This is a genomic window from Lysinibacillus sp. FJAT-14222 (assembly GCF_001278875.1).
Lineage (GTDB): Bacteria > Bacillota > Bacilli > Bacillales_A > Planococcaceae > Lysinibacillus > Lysinibacillus agricola.
Window position 1 is genome coordinate 435908 of record NZ_LIYL01000021.1, and the last position, 26221, is coordinate 462128.

Below are 26221 nucleotides of genomic sequence, written 5' to 3' on the forward strand. Positions count from 1 at the left end.
AATTCAATCCCCATACGTTTCCCCCTCAAAATTCGATCTGATTCTATAGAATATGAAGGGGAAAAAAGTTGGTGATGATTTAGAAAAATTTCGACCTAGTCAGAATGACGGATAGAGGAGTCAAAGCGGCGGAAAGAAGAGACAAGGTGACGGATAGAATCGTCAAAGCGACGGATAGATAAGCCAAAGTCGTGGATAGCCCCGCCATAGCGACGAATTATGAAACAATATATGTGGATTGTACTTTCTGCTACAGCAAGCTGGATTTTTCTAATGAATATAGATTACGATGCAATGGACTCACTATAATAGTAGGAGCTGATAATTGAAAAAGTATAAATAAAATAATAGAGGTGTAATATGAAAATCGTTATTTCCAGGAAAAATACTTATCGATAAAGGCGGAAGCAGACCACTTGGTACAGACAGATTAAACTACTAGTTATACAGGTGGTTCTAATTTTAATTGACAATGATAATCATTATCGATATTGTGGAAGTAGACTAGAATCCACATGGCCACTTATTCGCATTCCAGCGGTTATTTGATTAATTTATGCCAGCATGAAGAAGGTGCCTAATACACAAATGAGTGTGGTGTCGCGACGTTTAACCATATCCAATGCATTTTATACATATTTATTGTGAAATGTCCCGAATTCATCCTTATAAGTTGTTATAATGGTTATTTTTAGAAATTTATGTTTTATAAATCCGATATTCTTTTGATAAATTATTTTATGTAATGAAGTAGAGGTGAACTATAGGTGAAGCAAGTGTTGGTAATTAAGAATGAACGGTCTTTAGCGAAGAAAATCGGAAGCGGTCTAAAGCAAGAAGGCTATTTCATTTTAACACTTCACAATGAAAACAAAGGTTTAAATATAGTATATGAGCAAGATTGGGATATTATCATATTGGATTGGGATTCGTTAAGTATGTCTGGACCGGAAATTTGTAGACAAATACGGGCTGTTAAAACGACCCCAATAATCATTGTGACCGACAATGTGTCCAGCAAGGATTGCATAGCAGGATTACAAGCAGGAGCAGATGATTATATAAGAAAACCATTTGTGAAAGAAGAATTAGTAGCAAGGATAGAAGTTATTTTAAGAAGAGGGGACTGTATCCAGCCAATCGAGACTGATTACTTTCGGTTTAAAGATCTCTTCGTGGATGCATCCAGCAATATTGTGACAAAAGGTGGCGAAAATCTCCCGCTTACTAAGCGCGAGTATGACTTACTTGTATTTTTGATCAAGAATAAAAATACAATATTGAGCCGTGAAATGCTTTTGAATCAGGTTTGGGGATATGACGTAGCAGTCAATCCAAATGTAGTGGATTTATATATTGGGTATTTAAGAAAAAAGCTAAAGTGCGAGAAGAAAGACAGATATATTCAAACAATCCATGGCAGGGGCTATTCAATGTGAATAGTAAAAATAAGATAATAGGTCAAGTACAGTTTGTCACAGTATTTGAACATAATCGAAAAAAAACGAGTAAAAACGGTTTCAACCAAGTTTTGCTCGTTTTTTTGTTCTATTAAATCTGATAACCAAACAGTTTCTGGAAGATATTGAAGAGACGGAAACTATAAAAAGAATACTTCACGTATTACTTTTTTGTAGCCAATCTATGCTTGAAAGCAACTTTCTTTATAAAGTTATATCTTTCACAAGATTTTCACAGAATTAAAAACTATACTAATTCACAGAACAACCAAATGAAAATGATTATCAATAGCAATTGAAATGGTTAGCAATTATTATCCAATTCAATCTCTAGACTTCATCGTTTTCAAAATAAATTACATAAGGAGTATATGTATGAAGAAATCTATGTTTTTAAAATTAGTTGGAATTATGGCAGTTTTAACTTTAATGTTAGCAGCTTGCTCAAGTAATAAAACTAATGAAGAGTCAAAGTCTAATAAAGATAATGGAAGTGAAGAGGTTGCTAAGTCTACGACAGTTGAAATCACTGATGCCCATGGAACTGTTACTGTTCCTGTAAATCCAAAGAATGTAGTTGCTTTGGATAATAGAACTTTTGAAACTTTAGCTGATTGGAAAATTGATTTAGTAGCTGTTCCAAAGGATGTAATGCCTGCGGATTCACCATATGTAAAGGACGATTCAGTCAAAAATATTGGAAATCACCGCGAACCAAATCTTGAAATTATTGCAGCTGCAGACCCTGAACTTGTAATCGTCGGTCAAAGATTTGCTGGCTATTACGAAGAAATCAAAAAATTAGTGCCAAATGCAGTTGTTATTGATCTTAATGTAGATATTTCCGAGGAAGCTGCTACGCCTGGGGAAAACTTAGTAAATGGACTTAAAAATTCTACAATTGCTTTAGGAAAAATTTTCGATAAAAATGAAGAAGCTAAACAAGTGGTAGCTGATTTTGATAAAGTTATCGAAAATGCTAAATCTGCTTATAATGGAACAGATAAAGTGATGAGTGTTATCGTTGGTGGTGGGGATATTGGTTTCTCAGCTCCGCATTCTGGACGTGTTTGGGGACCGATGTATGAAATTTTCGGTTGGGCTCCAGCATTAGAAGTTGCCGATTCTACTTCAGATCATAAAGGTGATGAAGTTTCTGTTGAAGCTATTGCAGAAAGTAATCCTGATTGGCTTTTCGTATTAGATCGTGATGCTGCAATATCTGGTGAAGAAGATTCAGTTCCTGCTCAGGATGTTATTGCTAACGCACCTGCTCTTCAAAAAACAACTGCTGTTTCTAAAAAACATATTGTTTATGCACCAGCAGATACTTACACAAATGAATCAATTCAGACTTATATAGAGTTGTTTGAAAACCTTGCAAATACTTTAGCTAAAGCTAAGTAGTGTAAAGGAGTATAAAATAGTGCTGAAAAATGTAACTTCTAGGGTTGAGATAAATTCTCAACCCCAGTTTTATAACTACAATAAGATATGGACAAAACCTTTTATATTAGCGATTATAGTTGTTATTATTTTAGGCATTATATCACTGTTTACTGGAGTGTATGATATACGTGGACATGAGGATGGCATGGAGATGTTTTTCATAACTCGTGTTCCGAGAACAGCTGCACTAATGCTTACTGGAGCTGCCATGTCAATGGCAGGACTCGTAATGCAACTGATCACACAGAATCGTTTTGTTGAACCTACTACAACAGGAACTATTGAATGGTCAGGATTAGGGCTGCTTTTTGTTTATTTATTATTTCCTGCCCCGACTTTAGTTCTAAGAATGACTGGTGCAATCATTTTTTCTTTTATAGGAACTATGATTTTCTTTTTATTTTTAAGAAGAGTTAAACTTCGTTCGTCTTTAATTGTCCCGATTATTGGATTGATGCTTGGAGCAGTCATTTCTGCAGTGTCCACTTTTATGGGACTCTTTTTTCAAATGACGCAAAGTATTGAAACTTGGTTTGTAGGTTCTTTTGCGGCTGTTCAGGTGGGAAGATATGAATATTTATGGCTAATTGTTATCGTTACTTTGCTTATTTTTCTTTATGCTAATAGATTGACTTTAGCTGGACTAGGAGAAGATGTCGCAACAAGCCTTGGCGTTAATTACAACAGGATTGTTCTTTTTGGGACTGTTCTCATTTCTTTTGCAGTTGGAATTGTTGCAGCTGTTATTGGAAACTTACCTTTCTTGGGTTTAATTGTCCCAAACATTGTTTCAATGTTTAGAGGCGATGATCTTAGGAGTAATTTACCTTGGGTATGTTTGATAGGAATGGGGACTATAACTGCCTGTGACATAATTTCTCGAACAATTATAATGCCTTTTGAAGTACCTGTTTCTTTAATACTTGGAACAGTGGGGTCAGTCGTGTTTATTACCATTTTATTGAGACAAAGAAAACCAAGGAGGCACCGATGAACACATTGGAATATAGAAATAAAGAAAATGTCGAAATCGATTCTAGCCTTCATAATGAAAAGAGATCAGCTAGGGCTTTTCGTTCTAAGAAGGAAGAAAGACGTTATTGGATTTTGCTAATAACATTGATTGCTTTGGGCATCCTTTCTTCATATGGACTTTTAGTTTATAACAATCCAGTTCCAGTAGATTCACCTTCTTTTATCCCAGTTGTTATGAGAAGGATAGTAGCTCTTGTTGCAATGATTATTGCTGCAGTTTGTCAGAGCTTGTCGACGGTTGCTTTCCAAACGATTACGAATAATAGGATTATCACTCCTTCGCTTTTAGGTTTCGAAGCACTTTACTCAACAATTCATACTAGTACAATATTTTTCTTTGGTGCTAGTGCGTTGATAAATTTTACTGGGATTGGATCATTTTTATTTCAAGTTGTTGTTATGGTCTTGATGAGTTTGATCCTTTATGGATGGCTACTTTCTGGTAAATACGGGAATTTACAACTTATGCTTTTAGTTGGAATTATTATGGGCACTGGGCTAAATTCTGTGTCAACTTTCATGAGAAGACTACTTGCGCCTTCTGAATTTGATATTTTACAGGCAAGATTGTTTGGTTCTGTGAACAATGCAGATTCTGCATATTTTCCTATTGTAATTCCTATCGTAATAATTGTAGCAATATTACTTCTTGCTCATTCTAAGAATCTAAATATATTGTCACTAGGAAAGGATGTTGCTACTTCTTTTGGAGTTAAATATCAATCTAGTGTAATTTATACGCTTGTCTTAGTTGCTATTTTGATGTCAATTTCAACAGCTTTGATTGGACCACTTACTTTCTATGGCTTTTTAGTAGCAACTTTGAGCTATCAGGCAGCGTCCACTTATGATCATAGATATATTTTTCCAATGGCTCTTGCTATAGGATTTTTGATAATTACGAGTGCATACTTTTTGATGTATCATGTATTCCATGCTCAAGGTGTAGTTTCAGTTATTATCGAATTATTTGGTGGAATAATATTTTTAACTGTAGTTTTAAGGAAGAGGGCTTTATGATAAAAATTGATAATGTTAAAAAGTTCTATACTGATAAGGTAAAAATAGGACCTTTGAATATTGAAATACCAAAAGCGGGTTTTACTTCTTTAATTGGCCCAAATGGCGCTGGAAAGTCTACGACACTTTTGATGATTGGAAGACTTTTGGATATGGAGGAAGGTCAAATTCAAGTAGCAAATATGGATGTTTCTGGATCTAAATCCAAAGACTTAGCAAAAATTTTGACTATATTGCGACAAGAAAATCATTTTGTAACTAGGCTTACTATTAGACAACTAGTTGGATTTGGACGATTTCCTTATTCAAAGGGAAGATTAACTAAAGAAGATGAGGCTATTATTTCTAAATATATCGATTTTTTAGACTTGACTGATTTAGAAGATCGATATTTAGATGAGCTTTCAGGTGGTCAAAGACAAAGGGCATATGTAGCAATGGTTTTATGCCAAGAGACTGAATATGTACTTTTGGACGAGCCTCTGAACAATCTTGATGTTGCTCGTTCTGTTCAAATGATGGAGCATTTGAGACGTGCTGCTAATGAATTTGGAAGAACAATTCTGACTGTTATGCATGATATAAATTTTGCAGCCAAATATTCTGATAGAATTTGTGCTATGAAAGATGGACAAATTGCCGCTTTTGGAACAGTAGAAGAGGTTATGGATTCGAAAATTTTGACAGATATTTTCGAAACAAAAATAGAAATTATCGAAGGTCCTTATGGGCCACTCGCTGTTTATTAGTTACGAAATTTTAAAATTAAATTATTTACTGTAGCTGCATAGATCATAACAGCTACTCTAGTTGAAGTTGCTGCCTGTATTTTACAGGCGGTAGCTTTTTCAAATACCGTTGCTCACGATAATGATTGAAGTATGTCATAACGAGAAATTTAGTGATCTTAATGACCGTGGTCAAGAAATACTCAATCTATTTGATACAATTGAACCTAAACTAAATGAAGTTCTTGAGTTAGTTGAACAACAGAAAGATAAATATACATATCTCAATGAGAATAGTATCATCTGGCATTTTCTATTTTATAAAAAAATAGTGTTATATGGTAAGGAAGATAAAAAATATTTTTTTACTGCTAATCATCGAGGTGTTTTCTATAGGTAGTTAAAGAGAATTTCAAAATTATTTGAAATTCTCTTTTTAATCTTATATAGCTTATTTACTCTGTAATCAAATTATATTGCTTTAACATCTCTAAAGTAATGTTCTTTGCAACGGTTCCAGAATCATCAAGATTTGTAACAAAAACATAAGGATGGTTTTCAACTACGATAAAACCAACAAACCACCCTAGTCCCATGTCTGTAATTCTAGTTCCCGTTTTTCCATAAAGAATGTAATGATCTCCTTCTTCTTGAATCATCATGCGTTTAACAGTCTTCATAACAGATTTATCAAATGGAAGGTCTTCTTTATAAAGTTTTTCCATAAAATCGACTTCTTCCAATGGTGATATTTTCAATGAACTTTGTAACCAAAATTGGTCAATTCCTCCGCTAATATTTTCATTACCGTAGGAGAGTTTATGCAACCATTCTTTCATACCCTGTTCACCAATATCTCGAGCCATTGCTTGATAATACCAAACTACAGAATCACGCATTCCTGATCCAAGGGTATAGTCATGGTTCCAGGAGATAATTTCGTGTTCTGTACCATCCCATTTTTTGATATCATATTCATCTCTAACAACTCCTAATTGTAACCCAATTAATGCATTAGGAACTTTAAAGGTAGATTGGGGAGTTAGTTTTTCATTTGCTCTCTGCTCATTATAGATATAAGTTTCCTCTGTTTTTAAATCTCGCAAAATAAAGGTCCCATCATGATCTTTAAAAAATGGATCAGCCTGAACTTGGTTAACGTTAACTTCACTTAGGATGTTAGGATTGTTAGACTCTGGTTGAGCTGAACAACCTACAATACCTAAGGTCAACAATAGGGTAAGTACATAATAAAATATTTTTTTCATTTTATATTTCCTTTCATGCTCTTGCGAATTTATCATTGAAAACATCATTTATTTGACAGTATTGATTTTTCATACCGCGAGTAATACTCCGAAACTGTAAAAAAATTGCTAGGCATCTAGTGGTTTCTCTTATTCTTGCTCATCTTCACCAATTTCATCTTTAGTAATAGCTGGTAAAATTGGATGCGACACATCACTATCAGTTACTTTCTCATTTTTATATTTTGCTTTTATCTCGAAATATTTATCCAATGCTTTCCTAGCAATGACATTATTATTAGTTAAATTCGCACTTGTGTTTGTTGTTGCCCACGGAATAATAACAGCGTAGGCAATTTCAGGATTTTCATAAGGCGCATAGCCAACATGAGTAAAGGAAATTGATTCTGTACCATAATATTCTGTTAATGGACCATAATATACTGCCTGAGCTGTTCCTGTTTTCCCTGCAGCTGTAAATGGAGCATTTGCAAATTCCTGTCGAGCTGAACCTTTTGAACCAGTATAAACACGGCGTAAACCTGTTTTTACATAATCGATTTCATCTGCAGAATTATCAATTCGATTTAAAATAGTCGGTCCAATTTCTGTTACTAGTTGACCAAGCTGCTGTCCATCTTTTGATGGATCATGTACCTCTTTGACAACATGTGGCTGAATGCGATAGCCGCCATTTGCTATTGTCGAAATATACTGCACCAATTGTAAAGGTGTATACGTATCATATTGCCCAATCGCTAAGTCGAGTGCTTTACCGCCCATCGTTGGATCAGACGGACCTTGTACGCCACTAAATTCATTTGGTAAATCAATACCTGTTTTTACACCTAAGCCAAACTGGGCATAATTATTACGCATTTTTGGGAATGTGTTCTCATTTAAACGGAGAGGCATCCCATAGCTATATGGCGTTCCATTAATAAGCAACGCTGTTTTAAACATATATACGTTAGAGGAACGTTCAAGAGCAGTTAAACCATCCATCGAAATATAGCCATTCCTGTTAAAAATAGAGGTTTTTGGTTTGGTTTGCATTAAATGAATTGGTTCATCTCCAAATACAGTACTTGGTGTGATGACTCCTAAGTTATAACCTGTTAGTAAAGTTGCGCCTTTTACAGCTGAACCAGCCTCATAAGCTGTCGTAAAGTTACCAAACGAATAATCGACAACTTCATTTTTCCCCGTTTCAGGATTTTTTTCGATTTTCTTACCAACCATTGATAAAATATCGCCTGTATTCGGGTCCATCATTACTAAAAAGGCACGATCCAATAAATATGAGCCAGGAAGTGCTTTTAATTTCAGCAATTCTTCCTCTACAATTTTTTCTGTTGCAGCCGTTAACTCACTATCTAGTGTTAAGACTAAATCTTTACCAGGCTCACCCTCATAAGTCGTAATGGTATCGACTATCTGTCCTTTTTTATTCGTAATATTTTTCACAACTGTTTTTTGCCCTTGCAGTAATTCTTCATATTGAGCTTCAATATAACTTTCACCTACACGGTCATTTCGCGAATAATCACGAGCTAAATAATAATTTAGCTTTTCTTTTGGAATCCCTTTTGTTGGTACGGTTGTACGTCCTAAAATAGCCAGTGATGATAATTTCACACGTTTCCAGTCAGTCGTTGTGTTAACACCTGGTAATTCAGTTAAACGCTCAGAGACACGTGCAAATTCTTCAGCTGATACATTTTCACTTTTAATAATTTGTGGTGATAAACTATAACCTGATGCCATTTCTCGATAGATTGCTAATACTTCTAAGTCAGCATCCGTCAATTGTGTTAATTCTTCGTGCGTAATTCGTTCACGGACAAGCTTATCAATCTGTGCATTGATTTGACTTGTCGTCATATTTTCTAGCTCTCTAATTTTCTTTTCCTCTGCCTTTGATACTTTTGCATAGGCATCGTCATGATTTTTTAATATCCAAAAATCCAGCTTATCACGTAAAGTGACACGGTTTGTTGGTTGCTCAATCAATTGTGCCAGCTTTTCGGCTATATCCAGCATTTCCTCCGTTGTACTAGTCTGCATTTTCGTATACGTAATCGCATTTTCTGGTTGGTTATCCACTAGAATACGCCCATATCGATCATACATTCGTCCCCTTGGCACACTTGTATTGACAGATACTTCCTCTTTACGCTCTAAAATACGTACATAATCTTTCCCTTTGACAATTTGCATATAGCCAAGCCTAAAAATTAACATCGAAAATACGATAAATATAGCAAAGAAAAGGACATTCATACGAAATNTTCATACGAAATGTTAAATTAGAGTGATGTTTTGCTTTAACACTCGCCGCGCGATTTTTTTCCGGTTCTTTGCGCAGATGTATTCCCCTCCTCATCCAATTACAATTACTTAAGATCTAATGGCAATACAGGGATAAAGGTTATTTTTACGTTGATCAACAATCCCCTAAATTAATAGAAGAGCTCTTCTTAGGCAAAGTTTACTTCATATAAATTAATTTGTATAATAGATAAAAATGAATTTTATTATCATAAATACCGATAAGGAGAACCCTTTATGAACTTAAAAGAACTTATTACTTTTCAAACAATCGTTTCACAAGGCGGTTTTAATAAGGCAGCCTCTCACCTTCACTTTGCTCAATCAACCATTACCTCACATATTCAGCGACTCGAAAAAGACCTAGGTATTCAAATTTTTGAGAGTGGAAAAAGTAATCAATTGACTAGAGCAGGTGTTTTATTTGCACAAGAAGTTAACCAATTAATTAAGCATTGGGAATATGTAAAGGGACAGGTAAAGTTCTATGATTTAGAGGAATATGGTGTTATAAATATAGGTCTCGTTGAACCTCTGGCAAGTAGATATTTTCCAAATGCATTAAAAAAGTTCAAAATCCAAAAGCCTAATGTAACCTGTAATATTTTTGTAGGGAATACAGTTTATTTAGCAAATTTACTACTAGGGGATGATCTTGATTTTGCATTTTGTTCACTTCCTGAAGATGGTATAAATTTCACGTTTTCTCCCATTTATGAAGAGAAAATTGTTGCAGTGCTTCCAACTAACCATCCTCTTTGTGCGTATGAAAAAGTTTCACTTGATAAGTTTAAAGGATACACTCTTTTAAAGGGTGGAGATGGATGTCCTTACAGAAGAAGAATTGAATCGGCTATTATGGGGTTAATAAGCAACCCCGATTTCATAACTATTAATAATATATCTATTGTTCCTTACTATGTATCAGAAAACATAGGAATTGGAATTATGCCTTTATCACTTGTACCATCTTCGATCCCTAACATTACAATAAGAGAACTTGATGTTGAAAATGACCTAATTCCCATTGGTATGCTAAGAACCACTACTATACCAGACTTATCTTTTACAAAAAAAATGCTTTGTGATTTTTTAATAGAAGAAATCAAAATTTCTGAATAACTACTAAAATGATGGATCTAGGTGTCCTAACTTTGACGCTTTTTGGAAAGTGGGATGTGATTTCCCCTGACTGTACTGTCGGAGAGTCCGAGTAGGAGAGGAACACATACAAAATAATAAAAAGTTGATTTAAAAAGAGTGATGGGTTTACATTTGCTACGTTCACAGAAGTGGAATTTATATAGATGCTGCTTGAGGTCAATTGTATAGAAATTATCAAAAGAGCAACAAGCAGTAATTTGAGGTGAAGATGATGCTGAATTGTATTCCATAAAAAAATCTGTTAATATAAAAGTACAATTATGAGAGGACTGATGAATGGACGATGATTAACTAAACTATATTTTTATTTGAAATGAACAACTTCAAACTTCAAATTACAAAATATAGGATTAGTCTGTCCATTTTTATAAATCAGTTTATACTTTATTTGTCATGTTTCCAATGGCAAGTAAGGAACTTATTTACGCTAAGTGAAAGACTAATCCTTCCAATTACAAATTGGGAGGATTTTTTATTCTCTCATAAATATTTAACTTCTTTCAGCAAAACATCCGTTGAAAGAAGTTAAAGCCTCCGGCGGATGTCACGGAATCGGTAAGGAGTTCTTTGTGCTTGCACAAAGCCGATTCCGGACGCAATTATGCCGAGGCATAATTGATCAAAAAAGGGGAGAGAGAAATGGGCGATTCAGATACTATTGTTACGCATGTAATGCTCCGTACAAGTCGTTAATATCCATCAAACTTATACGGAGAAATTTAGAATGGATGGATATGCCGACTTTGTATAAACAGTAAAAAGTATAGCTATACAAAGGAGGAATTATCATGTCAATGATACAAGTTCAAAATTTAACTTTTTCGTATCCAAGTAGCTTTGACAATATTTTTGAAAATGTAAACTTTCAAATAGATACGGATTGGAAACTTGGATTTATCGGTAGAAATGGACGAGGAAAAACAACATTCTTTAATTTATTATTAGGGAATTATGAGTATAGTGGGAAAATCAATTCTTCGGTAGAATTTAATTATTTCCCTTATCCAGTTTCGGATAAAAACAAGTATACTCATGAAATCATGGAAGAAATTTGCCCCCAGGCAGAAGATTGGGAAATTCTTCGTGAAATATCCTATTTAGACGTCGATGCCGAGGTCATGTATCGACCTTTTAAAACATTGTCAAATGGAGAACAGACAAAGGTGTTGCTTGCTGCACTTTTTTTAACAGAAGGTCAATTTCTATTAATTGATGAACCAACCAACCATCTAGATACGGAAGCACGAAAGATGGTCTCTGAATATTTAAGGAAGAAAAAAGGGTTTATTTTAATTTCACATGACCGAAACTTTTTAGATGGCTGCGTTGACCATATCTTATCTATAAATAGGGCAAATATTGAAGTTCAAAGTGGTAATTATTCTTCTTGGAAGTTGAATTTTGATCGTCAGCAGGAACACGAAGAGGCAACTAATGAGCGTCTACAAAAAGACATAGGGAGATTAAAACAGTCTTCAAAGCGTTCATCAGGTTGGTCTAATCAAGTGGAAGCTTCCAAAAATGGAACAACGAATTCAGGCTCTAAGTTAGACAAAGGTTTTGTAGGACATAAAGCAGCGAAGATGATGAAGAGAGCAAAGAACATTGAATCAAGGCAGCAAAAAGCTATTGAGGAAAAGTCAAAACTGCTAAAAAACGTGGAAAAAACCGAGTCATTAAAATTAGAATCATTGGCGTTTCATTCAAATGAATTGATTGTTTTGGCCGATGTGTCTGTTCAATACGATAACCAAATAGTGAATATGCCGATTAGCTTTAAACTTGAACAAGGTGACCGAATTGTGCTTGATGGAAAGAATGGAAGCGGAAAAAGTAGTATCCTCAAACTAATTCAAGGAAATCCGATACAGCATACAGGCTCGATGTATGTAGGTTCAGGTCTCGTTATTTCCTATGTCCAACAAGATACTTCTCATTTGAAGGGACTGTTATCGGACTTTATTGAAGAGCATGGGATTGATGAAACATTATTTAAATCTATCCTACGTAAGATGGACTTTGATCGAATTCAATTTGAGAAAGATATATCTCATTATTCTGGTGGACAAAAGAAAAAGCTACTTATAGCCAAAAGTTTATGTGAAAAAGCTCATATCTATATTTGGGATGAACCGTTGAATTTTATTGATATTTATTCGCGCATGCAGATTGAAGAGCTTATTCAAAAATTTAATCCCACAATGGTTTTTGTTGAGCATGATCAAGCATTTCAACAAACAGTTGCAACAAAAACTATATCTATATGAAGAATTGAAGATATAATCAGTAAATCAGGTGCTTTAGTAACGAGCTAAAATGAACAAACTTTTTTATGAAAACTAAACATAAATCTGTTAGAGAAGAATCCATTTTGATCAATCTTTTTTCAAAATGGATTCTTTTATTTTGTCACAAATTTTATCAAGTGTGTTGATTTGTCGCTGACGCTTCGCTTTCGCGCAGAAAAAAACATTGTTGCTGCCACTACATTAGCACTACGCTTTCGCACAGAAAACATCCGCTACGTTCCAGGGTCTCATCTGTGACGCTGATCCCCAAGGAGTCGCCCAGTCTCCACTCCAATCAACTTATCGCATACGTTTTAACAAATGTCATCCGCAACTTCCGATAATGATCCTAATTAAATGCCGCTAATTTCCGCTGCGGGAGTCGAGAAACTCTCCGCTACAATTAGTTAAAAATGGGCATATATAAGCAAAATATCAACAAAAAAAATCCTTTTATCACTCAATAATAAAGCTATATTTTCCTAATCAACACTTGAAATGGATAGAAAACGGGCTCGAGATACGAAATAATAATCCAAAATTTGTTTAGTATAGTCCAAGTTTGATTCCTTATACTAAACTTGTTTCAAAATATTTAGGAAGGAGGCTTTTATTAGTGAGATTTCTTACATGGGGTGTAATTGGAGCTGCTATATTGGGTGTAGCTAGAGGGCTGCAAAATGGAACTCTTCAGCAGTTCACAAAAAATATTTCGAACAAATTAAATCTACAGAACGCACAACAAATGATGCAGCCACTACAACAAGTGGCACAACCATTACAACAAATGAACCAATCACAACAGCAAACAAATCAATCATCGCAACAGATGAAACAACCTTTAGAAGCTGTAGCCAATAATTTAACAGGGAATTCATCAAAATAGTAAGGGTACTATGTTCGATTTTTTCTATTATAGACATGAACGAATATTGTTTGGTCTTTAGGTTATTAACCAATCGCTATGACTTCGAGGGAGTCTGGAAAGTTCGACTTCATAGCGATTGGTAATACGTAATAAAGTATTTACACTGTTAATTTCGTTTATACTTAGAAAATGTTTCGTAGTTGCAATCAATTTTTTTCTAATAGTTTAACTTCTTTCAGCAAATGTCTTTTGTACCGAAAGCGTAGCGACAGGTACAAATGAATGCGAATTTAAGTTACTTTTCAGCGGGCGTCCAAACACCTGCTGAAACAGAGGAACTCAGTCTAAGAACGCCACGTCCTGTGGCAACGACTGAGTGACCAACATCAATTATGCCGAGACATAATTGATGGGAGTAAACGATAACCATTAATTTAGATTTTGCGTTTTTATAAGAATAATACAAAAAAACGTGTAGATTCATTAGAAGTTTTATGGGTCTAGATGAAAAGTTATCTTGGACCTTTGTTAAATTCGAGGTGATTAGAAGTGCCGATGTTAGGTGTAGAAGGTGGCAGCATATATTATCAAGTAAAGGGTGAGGGCACGCCAATTATCTTCATTCACCCACCATTATTGACAAGCACAAATTTTCTTTATCAATTAGAACATTTATCTAAAAGATATAAAGTGATCACCTTTGATATTAGAGGACATGGTAAAAGCGTTTTTTCCAAACAAGCTATCAGCTACTCACTCCTTGTTAATGATATTGTTCATTTACTGGATTATTTAGGTGTTGAGAAAGCATTTATTTGTGGATATTCAACTGGAGGCTCGATTTTATTAGAATTTCTATTGACCCATCCAAGTAGGGCATTAGGTGGTATTGTAATTAGTGGAATGTCTGAAGTGAAAGATCTTTATTTAAAGCAAAAAATTTCTTTAGCAGTTAGACTAGCAAATAAAAAAGCCATATCTGTTCTTACACTTGCTATTTCATGGGGGAATTCTAAGACACGACAAGTATTTAAGAAACTTTATAAAGATGCATCTTATGGAGATGTACGGAATATCCAGCAGTATTTCAATTATAGCCTACACTATAATTGTACAAGTCGACTTCATAAGATTAAATTACCTATTTTGCTTATTTTTGGTACAAAAGACAAAGCGTTTTATGAATATGCCCGCTTACTACATGAAAAGTTGCCTAATAATAAATTAGTGTATTTAGAAAAAGAAAAGCACCAAATTCCGACGAAGGCAGCAGATAAATTAAACGGAAAAATTGATGAGTTTATCCAGAATCATTATAAAAATTGAGAAAATAACAATGTTTTATAGTTTTATAAAAAAGATTGATTATTTTCTAACCGGGTGCAAGAGCTTAAGATCCAGCTGCCATTCTTGGCGGCTGTTTTTATTAAGCTAACGGAGCAGGTTAGTTTAATAAAAACATTTGTTTATGTTATAACTTTACATAGAGGAATCTTTATGGTACGGTACTTATTACTAATATTGACAGGGAAGAGGTGAAAGCAATGATAACAGTTTTTAGAATTTTGTTTGGTAAAAATACAAAAGTTGGAAACCGTTTGGCGTACAAAGGGAGTAGTCTGTCCTTTTTTAAGCCAAATAATCATATAAAAACAGTTATCGTAGCTTTTTCTCTACGGCAAATAAACTATAATTCAATGACATAATGTCCTTGTTTATTTGTGCGTGATTTTATTTAAGCGTAACACCGATAATTGTATCGGTGTTTTTTTGTGCCTAATTTTAATAAAAAAGGTTAGATGATAACTCCCTTCTAATTACTCAAACAAATCAGAGTTTTATGGAAGGATGAGAAAACATGCAACAAAAAAACAAGTATATAAGAATTCAAGAGTTCTTGAAGCAGAATAAATTTCCTAATTTTAGAATGAGTCAAATCACAAATGCTATATTCCAAGGGAGAATAAATAATTTCAATGAAATAACGGTTCTTCCTAAATCCCTAAGAGAAATGTTAATTAAAGAATTTGGAGAATCGATTTTAAATATTGCTACTTTAAAGGCACAACATTCTGAACAAGTTACAAAAGTCTTATTTGGAATTTCAGGAGACGAAAAAATAGAAACGGTAAATATGAAATATAAAGCTGGTTGGGAGTCATTTTGTATATCCTCGCAGTGCGGTTGCAATTTTGGTTGTAAATTTTGTGCAACAGGAGATTTAGGTTTAAAACGCAACTTAACGTCAGATGAAATTACTGATCAAATTTTGTACTTTCACTTAAAAGGACATTCAATTGATAGTATTTCTTTTATGGGGATGGGAGAAGCATTGGCTAATGTACAAGTTTTTGATGCTTTAAATGTACTTACAAATCCGGAGTTATTTGCTTTAAGTCCTCGCAGGTTATCTATTTCGACTATAGGCATTATTCCGGGCATAAAAAAAATGACTCAAAACTATCCACAGGTCAACCTGACGTTTTCATTACATTCTCCTTTTAATGAACAGCGAAGCGGGTTAATGCCAATTAATGAACGCTACCCATTATTGGATGTAATGGACACATTAGATGAGCATATACGTGTGACCTCAAGAAAAGTTTATATTGCTTATATTATGTTGCCAGGAGTTAATGATTCTATTGAGCATGCAAAAGAAGTAGTCAACCTTTTAAGGGGTAGATATAAGAGAGGGAACTTGTACCATGTAAACATCATTAGATATAACCCTACTGTTAGTTCACCTATGAGGTTTGAAGAAGTAAATGAAAATCAAGTTGTAAACTTCTATAAAGAATTAAAATCAGCAGGAATTAACGTTACCATTAGAAGCCAATTTGGCATTGATATAGATGCTGCTTGCGGGCAGTTGTATGGAAACTATCAAAAAACAATAACCAATAAATAAGGGTGAGAGAAATGTTTAGAACGTGGGAAGTACCCTAATAGTTTATTACTAACAATAAATTAAATTATTAGGAGGATATTTATGATAAAAGGAATCTTAGGAAGAAAAATAGGCATGTCTCAAGTGTTTAGTGATAGTGGAGATCCCATAGTTGTGACGGTTGTTGAAGTGGAAGAGAATGTTGTGTTACAGAAGAAAACCTTGGAAAGTGACGGATACGATGCAATCCAAATTGGATTTTCTAATAAAAAGAATCCAATCAAAGCGGAAATTGGAAGAAGTCAAAAGGCAAATACCGTTCCTAAAAGATATGTTAAAGAAATTCGTGGAGCATCATTAGATGTTGGAAAACGTATTAGTGCAGATATATTCCAAGAAGGCGACATAGTAGATGTTACTGGTATATCTAAAGGAAAAGGATTTCAAGGTGTCATTAAAAGACATGGATTAAGTGGAGGTCCTGCATCTCACGGCTCAAGATTCCATCGAGCTCCTGGTTCCATCGGTGTAATCGCCAAAAATGATGGCATGAAAGTGTTCAAAGGAAAGAAAATGCCCGGACGCATGGGTGGAAAACAGACCACTATTCAAAATCTTACAATCATAAAGGTTGATAGTGAACGTAACTTGTTATTAATTAAAGGAAATATCCCTGGAGCTAAAAAGTCGTTTGTAAAAATAGAAACTGCAATTAAAAAATTGAATGAAAATGGTGATGATTAGTGTTAAACAAACAGAATGATTCCAGCCAAAGTATTGGTAGAGATGATGTAGTCATTACGGATTTTTTGATGCTGACTGACAATGATAAAATTCAACTACCGTCCATCGTGGCTAGAGTTAACGATTATGAAATAAATTTAAACTATTTAAATATCGAGCTGATTAACGACATAAAGTTGGGGATCATCCCTTCTGAAATGTCTTCATCAGACCTTCTTGAGTGTTATTATTGTGCTCTTGAATCAGTCATTGAACATGAGCTTGTTTTACAAAAAATGAATGAGGATAGAAACATTTCTGGATGGGAACCTGATAAAGAACAAATTGCTGATTGTATGCAAGAATTATCTGACGAGTTTGGAATTGATGTTTCAGAAGAATACTCTAAACAGGAGATTGAAGAATTAGTATTGAAAGAATTGCGTATGCAACGATTTATTGATAATCAGTTGGGAGACAATAGTGTATCCAAGGAAGAGATTGAACACGAATACCAAAATTCACCTGAAAACGGGGAAATGCAAAAGGAATACATTCGTATTATCCTTGAATATGAAAAGCGAGAAGAGAAATATAAAGCCTTTGTTCTCGAATTGAAAAAAGCAGCATCAATTGAAACTTATTTATAATTTCACTTTTCTAAAAAAAATATGAAATTTGATTAACCCTTCCGAATTTTTGGAAGGGTTTTTTCTATAATAGAGTATATTTCCTACACCTTTAACTCTAATGAAAAGGAGAGATAACATGTCTTTAGAATTGGAGGTTACACACGAATTACTCGTACAAGTCGTTATATTATACTCCATCAAACTTGTACGAAGTAAAGGATGGATATACCGAAGCTCTGATCTTTTTGTTGGATTAGGCTTGTATAAGATTATTTTGTACAAATTTTATTTTAAAACCAACAAATAGCTAACTCGATAGATTGGAATAAGGGTTGATAACTACTTTTAACGTTTACATAAATCCAATGGAGAGCAGTGAATTCAATCCCCATACTTTTCCCCCTCAATATTCGACCTGATTCTATAATTTAGTAAACGTACTACAATTATAAGAAAAATACATATAAAAAATGTCACAAAAAATAATAAAAAAATCAGTACATTTAAAAGATAATATTCCGATATTTAATAATGTCTAACGTCTATATTTACGATACATCCACTTTTTGAAATAAATAAGTAATTTCAAAGTCCCTATTAACGTTATAGAAAAATTTGAATAATAAATTTATCCTCTTTCTTTAGAAAGTAAAAGCTCTATTAAACCGGATGTTATTTGAATAGTAATACTCGAATAACATTAGGAATTCCTAAAAAAATATAAAATTTATTATTGTAATAGAGCATTAAGAGATAGTAACAGGAGGAACAAAATGAGAAATTTTTTCGAAGACCAGTACATAAATATTGATCAACAACTAATTAATTTAGTCAGTGAAATTAGTGAATATAAAGGTATGTTGACCGCTTATAAAGAGCAAAGACCTGATATATTCAATAGCCTTGAAAAAGCTATACCCCTACAATACATAAAAAACTATATTTCAGTTTATGAGGATATAAAAGTTTCAAATAAGCGATTAAAAGAACTTATTTTAGATGATATGATCCCCCAATCAATTTCGGAAGATGCGATATTTTGTTATCATGAAACGCTGACTCTTGTACATAAAAAAACTTGTACTTTTTCTATTAGTCCAGATACTATACAAGAATTGCATTTTCAATTAATTCATTATAATACCTCTGACAGTGCAAAATGGCGCCAAAAGCCATTTTCTATCCCTGGAATTCCTGAAAAAGGGATGCACACGATTTGTTATCGTCCTCTTCCACCTGAAAATATTGCACGGGCTGTAGAACAATTATGCGACCAGTACAATTTATTAAACCGTAAAAAAGAGTTACCTTCACTTATATTGATAGCTCGTTTTATATTGAATCTTTATTGTATAATCCCTTTTAGTCAAGGTAATGGTAGATTAACACTTATGCTCATGCAATTATTATTGGTAAAAAGTGGACATACATTTGTAAAATATGTTTGTTTAGATGAATATATAAAGAAAAGAGAATCAGAATACTATGAAGCCATAATTAAATCTTCGGTTAACTGGTACTGTAATGGGCATAATATTAGCTTCTGGTTAAAAGAGTTTTTAATGATTATTTTAGAGGCTTATAAAGATCTACATAGCAGAGTATTGGATTCTATATGTAAACATACTAAGGTAGAGCGAATTCAGAATTTCATTCATAATCAACAACAACCTTTTACAAAAGAATGCATTCGAAGCATTTATCCAGATATAGCCGAAAGTACAATTAGTAAAGCTTTAACTGATTTGCAATTATTAGGTGAAATTAAACTTATTTCAAAAGGAAGAAATGCGCGCTGGATGACAGTCCAATCTTAGTCTATACCTTTTTAGGTGGGCTAATAAATTTCTACTAAACAAAATAAAAATCTAATTTAGAACCAATTGCCAATTTTTAATAAGCAATTGGTTCTTTACTTTTCAATCTAGAAACGTGAAAAAATTAAAAAGTGCCTTGTAACCATTAGTCAAGGATACCCTCAGTAATGAAAATTTAGTAGGTACCACCTCACAGTTAATATCTATTACCAGAAAAGTCCTATTGGGATCAATATGTCTAAACTTCAACTTCTTTCAGCAGATGTCCAAACACCCGCTGAATTATAGGAACTCAGTCTAAGAACGTCACATCCTGTGGCGTTACCGAAATGATGGCCGACATCGTGCCGATCCTTATGTTGTTGCTGCCGCTACGCTTTCGCACAGACAAAAACACGTTGCTGTCGCTACGTTAGCACTGCGTTTTCGTACAAAAAACATCTGCAGGCCTAAGCACAAAGCCGATTCCGTACGCAACTATGCCAAGGCATAATTGATAGAATTATTCCAATTCACTTGATTTCCCCAATATTAACAAAAATATGTCAATATCTAGTCGTCAGACGACTGAGCTTTGCTATATTGTGACACATTCAGATTCATATTGTTAATATTAATCAATTTTTAGAATCAAAATTACAGTGAAAATAACCTATTTTGTCGTGAAATAGGTTATTTCCGCCGTTGTTTGCTAAAAAATGTGTCTATGACTAAAATTTACATCATAGGAAATAGCAAGAATGTTTTCCTGAAACTTAAGTGAATTGGGGGTGCTCAACATATATATAAAATCGTATAAATTATTGTGAAAAATATCAAATAGGGAGGTAAATAGAATGAAAAGGAAATTAATTAAAGGATTAATGATTACATCCATTGTTGCAACAGGAGTTATTCCTGTACATACTTTTGCAACGCCTATTGCTCAAGCAGAAATTCAAGAAGAGAACATGACTCTTTCTTCATCTTTAAGAAAATTAGGTGCACAATCTAAATTGATCCAAATGTATATAGACCAATCTTTAATGAACCCTAATGTACAGCTAGATGAAGTACCAGCTTTAAATACAGAGCAATTCCTAATAAAACAAGATATGAAAGAATGGTCGTCGGAACTTTATCCAAAGTTAATTCTATTAAATTCAAAAAGTAAAGGATTTGCCACTAAATTTAATAGCTATTATCCAACATTAAAAGAATATGTAGATAATAAGGGAGATAAGGAAGGTTTCCTGGATAGGCTGGAAGTCCTTCAAGAAATGGTTATGACAAACCAAGAAAATGTTCAATATCAAATTAATGAATTAACAGATCTTCAAGTGCAGCTTGATAAAAAACTTAAAGATCTTGATACTGATGTGGCAAAAGCTCAAGGAGTGCTTAGTTTAGAAGGAATTGGGAAGATAGACAAGCTAAAAAGCGAATTACTAGATACTAAAAAATCAATTCAAAATGATTTGCAAGAAATTGCCTTTCTACCAGGAGCTTTAAATGAACAAGGACTAAAAATATTCCAAGAGATCTATAGTCTTTCAAAAGATATCATTGAACCAGCTGCTCAAACAGCGGCGGCAGCGTATAACAAAGGAAAAGAAATTAACAACGCTATTTTAGAAGCAGAGAAAAAAGCAGAGCAAGAGGCAAAAGAAAAGGGGAAATCTGCTTTAGAGATTGAAGCTGCAAAAAAAGAAGCGCGTGAAGCAATTGAGAAAAATAATAAAGGTGAAATTGCAGCAGCAGCAGCTACAAAAGCGAAAGAGTATGACCTTATGAAGGTAATTGACCCAGAAAAAATCAAAAAAACATATAGTACCTTCGCTGAAGTAAATAAATTAAAGGCAGAACAACGGGCATATTTGGATGATTTGGAGCAACAAAATCAAAAATTATATGATTTAACAACGAAACTATCGATAGCAGATTTACAAAAATCCATGCTTCTTCTTATGCAACATGATCTGCATACATTTGCTAGCCAAGTGGATGTAGAACTTGACCTATTGAAACGCCATAAAGAAGATTTGAATTTAATAAAAAATAGTATCGCAAAATTAAGTACTGATGCTGATGCTACTAACAATCAATCTCAAAAAGATACATTAAGACGATTAAAAAGTGTAATAAGTCAGCTAGAAGAACAGGTTCATAAATTTTGATATGTTATCGAAAAAAGAGGAGGAAAATAGCTATGAAGAAATTTTCATATAAAGTGTTAACCGTGGCTACTTTGGCAACGATTATTACCGCAGCTAACAGTGGCACTATTCAGGCACTTGCGCAAGAACAGGTCACTCAAGAACAAAAAATAGGGAATTATTATACATTAGGACCTGAAGGATTGAAGAAAGCCTTAGCTGAAACAGGGTCTCATATTCTTGTAATGGATTTATACGCAAAAACAATGATTAAACAGCCGAATGTAAACCTATCCAAAATTGATTTAGGTTCTGAAGGAGGAGAATTAATCAAAAATATTCACCTTAATCAGGAACTGTCTCGAATCAATGCGAATTATTGGTTAGATACGGCGAAGCCAAAAATTCAAAAGACAGCACGTAATATTGTAAATTACGATGAACAATTTAATAATTATTACGACACATTAATAGACACTGTACAAAAGAAAGATAAGGAAGGATTAAAAGAAGGCATTGGTGATTTAATCAGTACGATTAATACAAATTCAAAAGAAGTTACAGAAGTAATTAAGATGTTAGAAGCCTTCAAAACAAAGCTATATACAAATACTATAGATTTTAAAAATAATATTGGTGGTCCGGATGGGAAAGGTGGATTAACGGCAATATTAGCCGGAAAACAAGCTTTGGTTCCACAACTTCAAGCTGAAATTGAGAATCTACGTGCTACTCAGAAAGCACATTTTGATAATGTATTAGCATGGTCAATTGGTGGTGGATTGGGAGCAGCCATTTTAGTTATTGGAACCATTGCAGGTGGGGTAGTAATTGTTGTAACTGGTGGTACAGCAACTCCGCTTGTTGTAGGTGGTCTTACAGTTCTTGGTGCAGCTGGTATTGGTTTAGGAACAGCAGCTGGTGTTACGGCATCTAATCATATGAGCTCTTACAACGAAATATCTAATAAAATCGGAGAATTAACGATGAAAGCCGATTTTGCTAACCAAGCAATTATTTCACTTAGTAACGCAAAAGACACTTTGACATACTTATATCAAACAGTGGATCAAGCGATAATGTCTCTAACGAATATTCAGCAACAATGGAATACAATGGGGGCAAATTATAAAGATTTATATGATAATATCGATCAAATGCAAGATCATAAGCTTTCTTTAATACCTGATGATTTAAAAGCGGCTAAACAAAGTTGGAACGATATTCATAAAGATGCGGAATTTATTGCAAAAGACATTGCTTTTAAACAAGAAGATAAGAATTGAAAATAAAATACATAGGAGGAATATAAAATGAATAAAAAATCTCTTTACAAAGTACTCGCTGTATCGACATTATTAACCTTGACTACAACTTCTGTAATCTCTCCAGTAACAGCATTTGCCGAGACAAGTAAAATTGAGCAAGCGAGCAATAGTGATACATCTCTTTCAGCAAACGAAGCGAAGATGAAAGAAACCTTGCAAAAGGCGGGACTTTTTGCAAAATCTATGAATGCTTATTCTTATATGTTAATTAAGAATCCAGATGTGAACTTTGAAGGAATTAATATTAATGGATATCCGGATTTACCAGGTAAAATTGTACAAGACCAAAAGGATGCAAGAGCACACGCCCTTTCATGGGATACAAAAGTAAAAAAACAGCTTATCGATACATTGACAGGTATTATTGAATACGATACAAAGTTTGAAAATTATTATGACATAATTGTAGATGCAATAAATACAGGAGATGGAGAGACGTTAATAGAAGGGATTACAGATTTACGAGAAGAGATTCAACAAAATCAAAAGTATGCACAACAATTAATAGTAGAATTAACTAAATTAAGAAATGATGTTGGACAAGATGTTAGAGCGTTTGGAGGTAACAAAGAGCTTTTACAGTCGATTTTAAAAAACCAAGGGGTTGCAGTGGAGGATGATCAAAAGCGCCTAAATGAAGTTTTAGAATCAGTAAACTATTATAAGAAATTAGAGTCTGATGGAATAATAACAGTATCTGTGCCTTCTATTCCTACGTGGATTGCTGGTGGTGTTATGCTGGGGATAGCAAGAGATCAATTAGGTCAATTAGAACCGTTATTAGCACAATTAAGACAGACAGTTGATTATAAAATAACATTAAATCGTGTAGTTGGAATTGCACATAGTAATATTAGTGAGATGTACAATGCACTCGATGATGCTATTAATGCTCTTACTTTTATGTCTACGCAATGGAATGACTTAGACTCTCAATATTCGGGGGTATTGAGACATATCGAGAATGCATCTGATAAAGCGGAACAAAATAAATTTAAATTTTTACTCCCTAACTTGAAATCAGCTAAAGATAGCTGGAAAACATTAAAAATAGATGCAGACACATTAAAAGCAGGGATAAAAGAGTTGAAAATATAACTTGTTGTCACTCCTGCTAAATAAGAGGAAACAAAAGAGCGAGAAGTTAGTCACTTCTTGCTTTCTTTGCGTACTCACTAAAACGTAGCGTGATCTATATCAATAAATCTGATACGACCTGAACAATCAACAAGAAAAAAATGATTGGTAATAAAATTTGAATCCACCTTGTTTTGATATAAGGAATGATCTTTAAACCTAAGAACGAGCCAACAATAGAGCCAATTGAAACAGGAATGGCGATTCCCCAATTAACAATGCCCGTAAAGTAGTAAAAGAGAAAGGCACCTGTACAACTTGAAAACGTAATAATTCTTGTTAACTCAACCGCTTTTATATAGGTATAGTGCTTTTTAAGATGATAGGTTACATTCATTTGAGCTGAGCCTGGTCCAAAACCACCGTCATATATTGAAACCGCAAATGGAATGAGTTTATTAATTGGTTGTTCCTCCGTTTCTTTTATATCCTTTACCATTAATTTATTACTGCAAAGCACAACGAAAAATGAGAAAATTAAGAATACGCAAGCTACAATATTCATGATTTGTTCCGATAATCGAGTGGCTAAAAATGCGCCAAATACACCTCCTAAACTAGCAATCATCATTAAAGATGTGAATTTTTTTAACGATAAATGTCCTTTAATTACAAACGATACGACATTCGATAGAGCTGAAATTCCTGTCGCAAATTTATTAACTGCTACAGTTGTATGTATCGGAATGCCAATAAGTAACATTGCCGGCAACAAGATAAAGCCTGCAGCGCCGAAAAGAACACCAATGACTGCTGCAAGTAAGCCGATTGTTAATAAAATAAATCCGTTTACTGAAAACCATTCCTGTAGTAAAATTTCCATCAAATCACCTCTAAACCTAAATTACTGCTAAACAATACATAAAACAAATATATAATAATTGCTTATTCATAAATTAAATTTATGAATAGGGAGGAGTGAATAAAATGAACTTGCATGCATTAAGGATTTTTACGAATGTGGCAAAACATGGGGGAATCACCGCGGCGGCCAATAAAATGCTGCTTAGTCAACCAGCTGTCACAATTCAAATACGGAAATTAGAGAGCGAAATAGGGACAAAATTGATTGAAGGGAAAGGGCGTGGTATTCAATTAACTCCTGAGGGGAAGTTTTTGTATGAGCAGGGAATGCGTTTATTTTATTTAGAAGCACAAATTGATGAAAAGCTCGGTAAATTTTTAGCGAAAGAAGAAAAAATACATATTGCTTCTTCCTATATACCAATAAACTATATACTCCCGCCTATTATAGCAGCGTATAAGCTTGCTAATCCTCACATTGAATTTTTTGTGTCGCTAGGCAATGTGAAATCTGTGGAAGAGCAAGTTCTGAGTTATGAAGTAGATCTTGGTTTTGTCGTGCAAAATAAAATAGGTCATCCTGATTTACAGTTTGAAAAAATACTAGATATCCCGTTTTGGTTTGTTGTTCACCCATCACATTCTATGGCAAATCAAACAGTCTCCATTTATGAATTATCGAATGAGGACTTTATTTATCGGGAACGTGGTAGCTCGACACTTGATTTATTGGAGGCCGTTTTTTACACGTTAAACAGTCCGTTACCTAAATTAGGACTTCAAATGCAGGGCTTACATGAATCGATTAAAGTAGTGGAAGCAGGGTACGGTATGACTTTAGCACCGTCCTACAGTGTAACTGACAGTATAACAAATGGGAAACTAGCTCGGGTGTATGTAGAACATGCAGATATTCAGCAAAGTTTATTTATATGTACACGCAAATCAGATATAGAAGAGCATTCATTTATTCAGTATTTAAAAGATCATTTAAACGCTATAAATTAACCAATCTAAAAGTAATAGAACCAAAATTGGGAATAAGCATTAGAATGCTTATTCTCGATTTTTTCATAGAATTTCTCTTCTTTTTTATTTCCATTCCTTGTCATAATAATATATAGTAATTGTACTCAAACACAGTGAGTAATTTAATTCTTTAATA

Annotated in this window: 20 protein-coding genes; 17 read left to right on the forward strand and 3 right to left on the reverse strand. The window is 33.9% G+C overall.

Annotated elements, in window-relative coordinates; translation table 11 throughout:
* Nucleotides 1-767: 767 nt before the first annotated feature.
* The 5 genes from AN161_RS11750 to AN161_RS11770 all read left to right on the forward strand — a co-directional run bounded on the left by AN161_RS11750 (nucleotide 768) and on the right by AN161_RS11770 (nucleotide 5713).
* Nucleotides 768-1439, forward strand: a complete 672-nt coding sequence (locus tag AN161_RS11750; RefSeq protein ID WP_053594527.1) for a response regulator transcription factor — start codon at nucleotides 768-770, stop codon at nucleotides 1437-1439.
* Nucleotides 1440-1835: 396 nt separating this feature from the next.
* Nucleotides 1836-2867: a siderophore ABC transporter substrate-binding protein gene (locus AN161_RS11755; protein ID WP_053594528.1), complete on the forward strand. Its 1032-nt coding sequence runs from the start codon at nucleotides 1836-1838 to the stop codon at nucleotides 2865-2867.
* Nucleotides 2868-2886: 19 nt separating this feature from the next.
* Nucleotides 2887-3903 carry an iron chelate uptake ABC transporter family permease subunit gene (locus AN161_RS11760; RefSeq protein WP_053594529.1) on the forward strand — a complete coding sequence of 339 codons (1017 nt, stop codon included), beginning with the start codon at nucleotides 2887-2889 and terminating at the stop codon, nucleotides 3901-3903.
* Nucleotides 3900-4964, forward strand: coding sequence for an iron chelate uptake ABC transporter family permease subunit (locus AN161_RS11765; RefSeq protein WP_053594530.1), 1065 nt, complete (start codon nucleotides 3900-3902; stop codon nucleotides 4962-4964). Before AN161_RS11760 ends, AN161_RS11765 begins: the two co-directional genes overlap by 4 nt.
* A complete protein-coding gene (locus tag AN161_RS11770; protein WP_053594531.1) occupies nucleotides 4961-5713 on the forward strand; it encodes an ATP-binding cassette domain-containing protein in 753 nt (250 codons plus the stop codon). Before AN161_RS11765 ends, AN161_RS11770 begins: the two co-directional genes overlap by 4 nt.
* A 434-nt stretch (nucleotides 5714-6147) precedes the next feature.
* Here the strand turns inward: AN161_RS11770 and blaOXA are convergent, their stop codons facing one another.
* Together blaOXA and AN161_RS11785 are read right to left on the reverse strand one after the other, a co-directional pair.
* Nucleotides 6148-6960 (reverse strand): class D beta-lactamase, encoded by an 813-nt coding sequence (gene blaOXA, locus AN161_RS11780; protein WP_053594533.1) that lies wholly within the window; start codon nucleotides 6958-6960, stop codon nucleotides 6148-6150.
* A gap of 129 nt (nucleotides 6961-7089) precedes the next feature.
* Nucleotides 7090-9229: penicillin-binding protein 2 (locus AN161_RS11785; protein WP_241774550.1), on the reverse strand; the 2140-nt coding region annotated here is incomplete at its 5' end.
* 278 nt (nucleotides 9230-9507) lie between these two features.
* Here AN161_RS11785 and AN161_RS11790 point away from each other — a divergent pair.
* From AN161_RS11790 to AN161_RS11840, 11 genes are all read left to right on the forward strand, one after another.
* Nucleotides 9508-10392 carry a LysR family transcriptional regulator gene (locus AN161_RS11790; protein WP_053594534.1) on the forward strand — a complete coding sequence of 295 codons (885 nt, stop codon included), beginning with the start codon at nucleotides 9508-9510 and terminating at the stop codon, nucleotides 10390-10392.
* An 830-nt stretch (nucleotides 10393-11222) separates the two neighbouring features.
* The gene (locus AN161_RS11795) at nucleotides 11223-12701 is read left to right on the forward strand and encodes an Lsa family ABC-F type ribosomal protection protein (protein ID WP_053594535.1); all 1479 of its coding nucleotides are present in this window, start codon (nucleotides 11223-11225) and stop codon (nucleotides 12699-12701) included.
* Nucleotides 12702-13338: 637 nt separating this feature from the next.
* Entirely contained in the window at nucleotides 13339-13608 is a 270-nt protein-coding gene (locus AN161_RS11800) for a hypothetical protein (RefSeq protein ID WP_053594536.1), read from the forward strand.
* Nucleotides 13609-14139: 531 nt separating this feature from the next.
* The gene (locus tag AN161_RS11805) at nucleotides 14140-14916 is read left to right on the forward strand and encodes an alpha/beta hydrolase (RefSeq protein WP_053594537.1); all 777 of its coding nucleotides are present in this window, start codon (nucleotides 14140-14142) and stop codon (nucleotides 14914-14916) included.
* Between the two features lie 532 nt (nucleotides 14917-15448).
* Nucleotides 15449-16501 carry a Cfr family 23S rRNA (adenine(2503)-C(8))-methyltransferase gene (locus AN161_RS11810; protein WP_053594538.1) on the forward strand — a complete coding sequence of 351 codons (1053 nt, stop codon included), beginning with the start codon at nucleotides 15449-15451 and terminating at the stop codon, nucleotides 16499-16501.
* Between the two features lie 81 nt (nucleotides 16502-16582).
* The gene (rplC, locus tag AN161_RS11815) at nucleotides 16583-17224 is read left to right on the forward strand and encodes a 50S ribosomal protein L3 (protein ID WP_053594539.1); all 642 of its coding nucleotides are present in this window, start codon (nucleotides 16583-16585) and stop codon (nucleotides 17222-17224) included.
* Entirely contained in the window at nucleotides 17224-17853 is a 630-nt protein-coding gene (locus tag AN161_RS11820) for a hypothetical protein (RefSeq protein WP_053594540.1), read from the forward strand. The genes rplC and AN161_RS11820 overlap by 1 nt, the downstream gene beginning before the upstream one ends.
* A gap of 755 nt (nucleotides 17854-18608) precedes the next feature.
* Nucleotides 18609-19652 carry a Fic family protein gene (locus tag AN161_RS11825; RefSeq protein WP_053594541.1) on the forward strand — a complete coding sequence of 348 codons (1044 nt, stop codon included), beginning with the start codon at nucleotides 18609-18611 and terminating at the stop codon, nucleotides 19650-19652.
* 836 nt (nucleotides 19653-20488) lie between these two features.
* Nucleotides 20489-21808 carry an alpha-helical pore-forming toxin family protein gene (locus AN161_RS11830; protein WP_053594542.1) on the forward strand — a complete coding sequence of 440 codons (1320 nt, stop codon included), beginning with the start codon at nucleotides 20489-20491 and terminating at the stop codon, nucleotides 21806-21808.
* Nucleotides 21809-21840: 32 nt separating this feature from the next.
* Nucleotides 21841-23073 (forward strand): HBL/NHE enterotoxin family protein, encoded by a 1233-nt coding sequence (locus AN161_RS11835; protein WP_053594543.1) that lies wholly within the window; start codon nucleotides 21841-21843, stop codon nucleotides 23071-23073.
* A 27-nt stretch (nucleotides 23074-23100) separates the two neighbouring features.
* Complete coding sequence (locus AN161_RS11840; protein WP_053594544.1) at nucleotides 23101-24213, forward strand: HBL/NHE enterotoxin family protein; 1113 nt, start codon at nucleotides 23101-23103, stop codon at nucleotides 24211-24213.
* 94 nt (nucleotides 24214-24307) lie between these two features.
* Here the strand turns inward: AN161_RS11840 and AN161_RS11845 are convergent, their stop codons facing one another.
* Nucleotides 24308-25075 (reverse strand): sulfite exporter TauE/SafE family protein, encoded by a 768-nt coding sequence (locus tag AN161_RS11845; protein WP_053594545.1) that lies wholly within the window; start codon nucleotides 25073-25075, stop codon nucleotides 24308-24310.
* Between the two features lie 104 nt (nucleotides 25076-25179).
* On the opposite strand from AN161_RS11845, the gene AN161_RS11850 reads away from it, so the two are divergent.
* Nucleotides 25180-26064, forward strand: a complete 885-nt coding sequence (locus tag AN161_RS11850; RefSeq protein WP_053594546.1) for a LysR family transcriptional regulator — start codon at nucleotides 25180-25182, stop codon at nucleotides 26062-26064.
* The last annotated feature ends 157 nt before the right edge of the window (nucleotides 26065-26221 follow it).

What these genes read in the sequence shown, in the direction of transcription:
- AN161_RS11755 (WP_053594528.1), top strand. Translation starts at nt 1,836, where the DNA reads ATGAAGAAATCTATGTTTTTAAAATTAGTTGGAATTATGGCAGTTTTA.
- AN161_RS11765 (WP_053594530.1), top strand. Translation starts at nt 3,900, where the DNA reads ATGAACACATTGGAATATAGAAATAAAGAAAATGTCGAAATCGATTCT.
- AN161_RS11770 (WP_053594531.1), top strand. Translation starts at nt 4,961, where the DNA reads ATGATAAAAATTGATAATGTTAAAAAGTTCTATACTGATAAGGTAAAA.
- blaOXA (WP_053594533.1), bottom strand. Translation starts at nt 6,960, where the DNA reads ATGAAAAAAATATTTTATTATGTACTTACCCTATTGTTGACCTTAGGT.
- AN161_RS11790 (WP_053594534.1), top strand. Translation starts at nt 9,508, where the DNA reads ATGAACTTAAAAGAACTTATTACTTTTCAAACAATCGTTTCACAAGGC.
- AN161_RS11795 (WP_053594535.1), top strand. Translation starts at nt 11,223, where the DNA reads ATGTCAATGATACAAGTTCAAAATTTAACTTTTTCGTATCCAAGTAGC.
- AN161_RS11810 (WP_053594538.1), top strand. Translation starts at nt 15,449, where the DNA reads ATGCAACAAAAAAACAAGTATATAAGAATTCAAGAGTTCTTGAAGCAG.
- rplC (WP_053594539.1), top strand. Translation starts at nt 16,583, where the DNA reads ATGATAAAAGGAATCTTAGGAAGAAAAATAGGCATGTCTCAAGTGTTT.
- AN161_RS11825 (WP_053594541.1), top strand. Translation starts at nt 18,609, where the DNA reads ATGAGAAATTTTTTCGAAGACCAGTACATAAATATTGATCAACAACTA.
- AN161_RS11830 (WP_053594542.1), top strand. Translation starts at nt 20,489, where the DNA reads ATGAAAAGGAAATTAATTAAAGGATTAATGATTACATCCATTGTTGCA.
- AN161_RS11835 (WP_053594543.1), top strand. Translation starts at nt 21,841, where the DNA reads ATGAAGAAATTTTCATATAAAGTGTTAACCGTGGCTACTTTGGCAACG.
- AN161_RS11840 (WP_053594544.1), top strand. Translation starts at nt 23,101, where the DNA reads ATGAATAAAAAATCTCTTTACAAAGTACTCGCTGTATCGACATTATTA.
- AN161_RS11845 (WP_053594545.1), bottom strand. Translation starts at nt 25,075, where the DNA reads ATGGAAATTTTACTACAGGAATGGTTTTCAGTAAACGGATTTATTTTA.
- AN161_RS11850 (WP_053594546.1), top strand. Translation starts at nt 25,180, where the DNA reads ATGAACTTGCATGCATTAAGGATTTTTACGAATGTGGCAAAACATGGG.